This window comes from Siculibacillus lacustris, assembly GCF_004328075.1.
In the GTDB taxonomy this organism is placed as follows: Bacteria; Pseudomonadota; Alphaproteobacteria; order Rhizobiales; family Ancalomicrobiaceae; genus Siculibacillus; species Siculibacillus lacustris.
Genome location: NZ_SJFN01000071.1, coordinates 1 through 5,621 on the forward strand (window position 1 = coordinate 1; position 5,621 = coordinate 5,621).

At 64.9% G+C, this 5,621-nt stretch carries 9 protein-coding genes; 1 reads left to right on the forward strand and 8 read right to left on the reverse strand.

Annotated elements, in window-relative coordinates; all coding sequences use genetic code 11:
* The 6 genes from EYW49_RS22575 to EYW49_RS22600 form a co-directional block, all read right to left on the reverse strand.
* The coding region (locus EYW49_RS22575) for a transposase (RefSeq protein WP_131308803.1) at positions 1-180 on the reverse strand (180 nt) is incomplete at its 3' end.
* Between the two features lie 139 nt (positions 181-319).
* Positions 320-739, reverse strand: a complete 420-nt coding sequence (locus EYW49_RS22580) for a MucR family transcriptional regulator (protein WP_131311970.1) — start codon at positions 737-739, stop codon at positions 320-322.
* Between the two features lie 322 nt (positions 740-1,061).
* Positions 1,062-1,937 (reverse strand): MIP/aquaporin family protein, encoded by an 876-nt coding sequence (locus tag EYW49_RS22585; protein WP_131311972.1) that lies wholly within the window; start codon positions 1,935-1,937, stop codon positions 1,062-1,064.
* A gap of 30 nt (positions 1,938-1,967) precedes the next feature.
* Entirely contained in the window at positions 1,968-3,017 is a 1,050-nt protein-coding gene (locus EYW49_RS22590) for a methyltransferase domain-containing protein (RefSeq protein ID WP_131311974.1), read from the reverse strand.
* 4 nt (positions 3,018-3,021) lie between these two features.
* The gene (locus tag EYW49_RS22595; protein WP_131311976.1) at positions 3,022-3,357 is read right to left on the reverse strand and encodes an ArsR/SmtB family transcription factor; all 336 of its coding nucleotides are present in this window, start codon (positions 3,355-3,357) and stop codon (positions 3,022-3,024) included.
* A gap of 215 nt (positions 3,358-3,572) precedes the next feature.
* The gene (locus tag EYW49_RS22600; RefSeq protein ID WP_131311982.1) at positions 3,573-3,971 is read right to left on the reverse strand and encodes a VOC family protein; all 399 of its coding nucleotides are present in this window, start codon (positions 3,969-3,971) and stop codon (positions 3,573-3,575) included.
* A 98-nt stretch (positions 3,972-4,069) separates the two neighbouring features.
* Between EYW49_RS22600 and EYW49_RS22605 the strand changes: the two genes are divergently transcribed.
* A complete protein-coding gene (locus tag EYW49_RS22605; protein WP_131311978.1) occupies positions 4,070-4,774 on the forward strand; it encodes a helix-turn-helix transcriptional regulator in 705 nt (234 codons plus the stop codon).
* Positions 4,775-4,847: 73 nt separating this feature from the next.
* Here the strand turns inward: EYW49_RS22605 and EYW49_RS23575 are convergent, their stop codons facing one another.
* Both EYW49_RS23575 and EYW49_RS22615 read right to left on the reverse strand, forming a co-directional pair.
* A complete protein-coding gene (locus EYW49_RS23575) occupies positions 4,848-5,399 on the reverse strand; it encodes a DUF6118 family protein (protein WP_228259717.1) in 552 nt (183 codons plus the stop codon).
* An 81-nt stretch (positions 5,400-5,480) separates the two neighbouring features.
* A partial coding sequence (locus EYW49_RS22615; RefSeq protein ID WP_228259569.1) for an ATP-binding protein occupies positions 5,481-5,621 on the reverse strand: 141 nt, incomplete at its 5' end.

Consider the following 5,621-nt stretch of genomic DNA (forward strand, 5'->3'; position numbering starts at 1 on the left):
GGCTTTCCCGGAGAAGACGCCTGACATTCCGTCGACCGCCTGCTTCTTCCACGCGCTGATCATCGTCTGATGGACGCCGTACTTGACCGTCAGCTGCGCCACGGTCGCCTCGCCCCGGATCGCCTCCAGCGCGACCTTCGCCTTGAAATCTGCCGAATACCGCTTCCGCTTCCCCGTCATCGGGATCGTCCTTCTCTCAGGTCGACCCAAGCTTACCGAACTGCCCGCCAGACGGGGACCACCTCATCAAGGCGGCCTGACCACTATCGTATCGTCGGCGGACCGCTGCAAATTTCTCTCGCAGCGGTCCTGCTTCAACTCAGCGCACGCTGCGGCGACGTTGTTGGCCTAGGCCAAACTTCTTGGCGAGGTCGGAGCGGGCCTGCGCGTAGTTGGGGGCAACCATCGGATAGTCGGCGGGAAGACCCCAGCGCTCGCGGTACGCGTCGGGGGTCATGTCATACTGCGTACGCAGATGGCGCTTCAGCGACTTGAACTTCTTTCCGTCCTCGAGGCAGATGATGTAGTCAGGCGTGACCGACTTCTTCACGGGGACCGCCGATTTGATCGGCTCAGGCGCCGGCTCGAGCACCGCACCCGAGGTGGTGCGCTGGAGAGCGACATGAACCTCGGCGATGAGCCCGGCCAGTTCCGACGCCGGCACGGTGTTGTTGCTCACATAAGCCGACACGATGTCAGCGGCCAGATCGATGAAGTTGGTGTCTGCCAGCTCGGTCATCTCGTTTGTCTTTCCTCAGGTAACGGTATGCATCCTGCCCCACGCTCGACGGCAGGAGTGAATTCGATGATGGGCGGTAGAGATATTATCGCGGTGATAGACTGTTGCCACCCCATCGCACTCATCGAATGTGGTCTCGCCAGCTGCCGCTTCGCGCCGTTTGCAGCCGCCCGAGTCAGCGGCTGCTCGCGCCGAAAGCGGAAGCTCGCATCGAGGCATGATCAAGCTGGAAGAGGGCATTCGTCGAGAGCGCGGTCGGGGCGCATTTGGGGACGTCGATTCATTTGGACTGCTTTCTGCCGATCGTCGCATTCAGGATTGGCTACACCGACGAAGGGCCGCACTTCTCCGGAGAGGCGTGAGTAGCCGAGGTGAGGCATGAGGAGGCACCCGGACCGCGCTTCTTGTCCGCCATCAACGGCTCGACCACTCGGATGAAGGCGACGGCCGCCAGAGCACCGCCGCAGATCGGACCGATCACATAGACGGTGAGTGCGCCCCATCCCCAGTCCGGCAGCGCCGCACTTCCCCAGCCGGCGAGCATGGCGAAGACGCGCGGCGCGAGGTCGCGCGCCGGATTGAGCCCAGCCTGGGTCAGTGGGGCGATGACCGAGATGAGGATGGTCACCGTCAGGCCGATGAACACCGGCACGGTCGCCTCGTCAGGCCGACCGACGTTGCAGCCCTCGGTCAAGGAGAACACCAGGAAGACCAGCACGAAGGTGCCGATGGCTTCCGCCAGAAACGCCGTCAACGGAGTGACGACGGCTGCGGCCCCAGACCCGGGGTTGGGGTAGTACTCACCGAACATCATGCCGGTCTGAACGGAATTCGCCGCGCCGCGCATGATCTGATGCAGCGCTTCGTATTGTGCGATCGAATCGGAGAACAGACCGTAGAGCGCGGCGGCGGCCAGGAAGGCGCCGAGGAACTGACCGCCGAGATAGGCCGGCAACCTGGACGGCGACATCCTGTGCCCGATCACCATAGCGATGCTGACGGCGGGATTGAGGTGGGCACAGGACAGGTGGCGCGTCGCATAGATCGCCATCGCCACGCCGAGCCCCCAGACCATCGCGACTTGAAACAGCCCGACATGGGCCGAGAACAGAACCGACACGGCGACCGAGCCGCAGCCAAAGAAGACCAGCAGGAAGGTGCCGATCAGCTCACCGACGAAATGGCGTGAGGCGTCCATGAAATGTACTCCGAGAGAGCCGATCGTCCATCAGCAGCAGCAACCAGCGACCGCACCCGTCACGGCGACGGCCGGCGACGCGCAGTCGAAGGGGCCGAAATGGACCGACCGGTCGCCCGTCACCCGGAAGTGGGGGGCAAAGCGGGTCTCCCCGACCATGGCGGCGGTGTTGCCGCACACCAACATCGGCTTGCCGGTGACGAAGGTGTGGTGGTCGTCGAGGACGAAACGGTGGGGGTGATCGGGAACGGTGCCGAGATAGGTCGCCACCTGGCCGTAGTCCTCGCAGATGTCCTCGAGCGCCGGCAGCTTGAACGCCCTGACCGTCACCGACCAGAAGCCGATGTTGCCGACCCGGTCTTCGATCTCGGGATTGTCGAGGGTGATGCGGGCACGTTCGACGACACGGTGATCGGCCCAGCCGGTCTTCTGCATCAGCCGGCGGAAGTCCTCGATATAGAGAGCACCGCCCAGGCATTCGCCGAGCAGGACCGGATCGCGCTGCAGAGCCTTCGGCAGCCGGCGGTCGGCGAAGACGTCGGAGAAGTACAATTCGCCGCCGGGCTTCAACACGCGCCGGATCTCGGCGAAGACCCGATCCTTGGCCGGCGACAGGTTGACGACGCAGTTGGAGACGACGACGTCGATGGATGCGTCGGCGACGCCGACCCCGGCGAGGTCTTCGATCCAGCCGCTGCGGAAGTCGACGTTGGAGCGCGTATGACCCAGCTTTTCGGCCTGCGCTGCCTGATGGCGGCGCGCGACGTCGAGTTGGGCCTCGGTGATGTCGACGCCGATGACCGAGCCCCGCTCGCCGACCAGAGCCGAGAGGAGAAAGGCGTCGCGGCCGGCGCCACAGCCCAGATCGAGGACGGTGAGACCCGACAGAACCGGCGGGATGGGTGAACCGCAGCCGTAGAAGCGATCGAGGATCTCGTCGTCGAGGGTCGCCAGGATGGCGCGATGCGCCGGCGGGATCGTCTCGTTGCAACAGCAGGCCCCGGTCTTCAGATCGCCGGCACCTTTGAGCTCCGAGCCGTAATAGTCCTGCACGACGTCCGAAACCGACGGATCTTCCATTGCCTCACTCCTTGCTGCGCAGGACGAAGTCACGGCCGCTCATCTCCAGCCGGCAGCAGCCGAGATCGATACCGTGGCCCGGCGGCGGCAGGACCACGGCCGGTGCCAGCCGATAACGGAGGTACTTGCCGACGCGCTCGGCGACGGCAAAGCCTTCGGTCTTCATGATCTTCAGGTGATGCGACAGCAGGGTCGGCTCGACCCTCAAGACCGCCTTCAACTCGCCGACGGTCTTCGCGCCCGCCATGAGCTCGACCGCGATGGCCCAACGGGTCGGATCGGCGATGGCCTTGAGACGGCTGGAACAGAACTCGGCCGAGAATGAGGGCGATGACGACATGACGGACCTCCTTCAATTGAAATTCAACTCAATTGAAGAAGGGTGCCAGACGTCGCCGTGTCGCAACGTGGAAGTACGCAGACGATCCCGAACTTCCGCTTTGGGGCGCAGGCCGCATCGCGCCGGGAGGGGACTGCGGCGCGTAGCCACCGCCCGCTTCCGGGGGCGGTGGATCACGCTGGTCCGCATGATGGGGGGGGGCGCGCAGATGCGAGTCAACGCGATCCGAACCGAGCTTTCGCGGCATCGGTGACGGGCATGAACAGGGCCACGGCCGTTCCCTCCGGATCGCGGAACTGGACCGAGCGATTGCCCCAAGGCATCACCTTCGGCGCGTGGATGATCTCGACCTTGCCCTTCAGCCGAGCATAGTCGGCGTCGACGTCATCGACCAGGAACTCGATGATAGCCGTCCGATTTGCGCGGGGTTCGGCGCTGCCCGCTTCGAACAAGGCGACCGTTTCCGCGCTTCCGATGGCGAGCGTCGCGGAGGGAGTGACGATCTCGGCGAAGACGGGGGCGAGCCATTCGGCGGGTTGGCCGGTCACCATTTCATAGAAGCCGACCATGGCCTCGATGTCGGCCGCGATCAGGCGGATGGACGCGAATTTCATGGGTGATCCTTCGCTCGTAGGCCACGCGGGCGGGGTGCCGCAATGCTCTTGTCCCACGAGCCTGTTGCCACCATGCTGACAGCAGGAGTGAACCTCGAGTGCGCCGTGCCGACCGCTTGTTTCAGATCATCCAGATTCTTCGCCGATCGAGCCGACCGGTGACCGCTGCGGCATTGGCCGAGGAAATCGAGGTTTCCAAGCGTACCGTGTATCGGGATGTGGCCGACCTGATCGGCCAACGAGTCCCCATCGTCGGAGAGGCGGGCCTCGGCTACCTGCTCGACCGCGAATACGACATGCCGCCGCTGATGCTGACGCCGGACGAGATCGAGGCAGTCGTGCTCGGCGCACAATGGGTCGCGGGGCGAGGCGACGCGGTCCTCACCAACGCCGCTCGTGATGTCATCGCCAAAATCGCCTCCGTCATCCCGGAACGCCTGCGCCCGTTCATCGATGAACCAAGCGTCGGCGCCAAGCCGGGAGGTATCGCCCGCGAGGACCCGGTCGATACCTCGGAACTGCGCCGAGCCGTTCGCGAAGGCCGGAAAATGCACCTGCGATACCGATCGGAAGCCGGAGAGGAAACCGATCGAATCGTCTGGCCGGTCATTCACGGCTATGGCGAGGCTTCCCGCCTCATCATCGCCTGGTGTGAGGTGAGACAGGGCTTCCGTCACTTCCGAACGGATCGCGTGATCGAGGCCCACGTGTTGGATGCGACCAATGGTTTGCGCAGAGGTGCTCTGCGCCGCCGTTGGCAGCTCTGGCGCGAGGAACAGAACAGGCAGCGGCCGTCGGAATGAACTGCGCGGGATTCGTCGGAGGAATGCGAGCCCTAGCGTCCGCTTCGGGTCGAACCGAGCCGGTCAATTCCCACTACTGCCCAGGCGCCGGCACCGTGATCGTGCACCTCTGATCCTTCTTCGTCCTCGCAGCGGCGTCGCGGCACGCGGCGATCTCCGCCTGGTTCCCCTGCAAGAGGTTGCCGCCCTCGACGAGGTTACGCCAACCGAGCGGACTGGCCGACCGCATCAGAGCGCCGCCGGCGTTCCAGGCATCGGCGTTCATCACCTTCGCGGCGATCTCCACGTCGAGCAGCCCGGGGAGAAGCAGGCGAGGCAGGAACAACGTCATGACGACACCGAGGACCGCGCCGGAGACGACGCCGACGGTGCCCATCCCCCAGAGGCGGCGGTTCTGCACCCCGCGTTCGCGAGCACTGTCGACGTGCTCGGCGAGAGAGCGCGCGACGCGTTGCAGATCGCGGCTTTCGGTCTCGAGCTTCTGAACGGCGGCGCGAACCAGGTCGTGCCCGGAGCGTTCGATCGTCCGGGCGAAGTGCTCCGCCCCCTGGCGTAGAACCGGCGTCTGCTCGACGGTGGCGAGCCGCTCCGAGACCTCAGTGCGCGCTTCGCTGAATCCGGACAGCCATTCCGCTAATTCCCGGACAGCGTTTCCGCTAAAGTCCGGACAGTTTTGACGGGGTGGTCCTCGGGTGCCTCGTTTTCGTCAGGGGTTATAGGTTTCGCCGTTTTCGGCGGGGGTCAAGAGGGGCGAGGCCCTTTGCTTGCGCATGCTGTCGCCGGCCAGTTCGATGCGGTGGGCGTTGTGGACGAGGCGGTCGAGCACGGCGTCGGCGACGGTATTGTC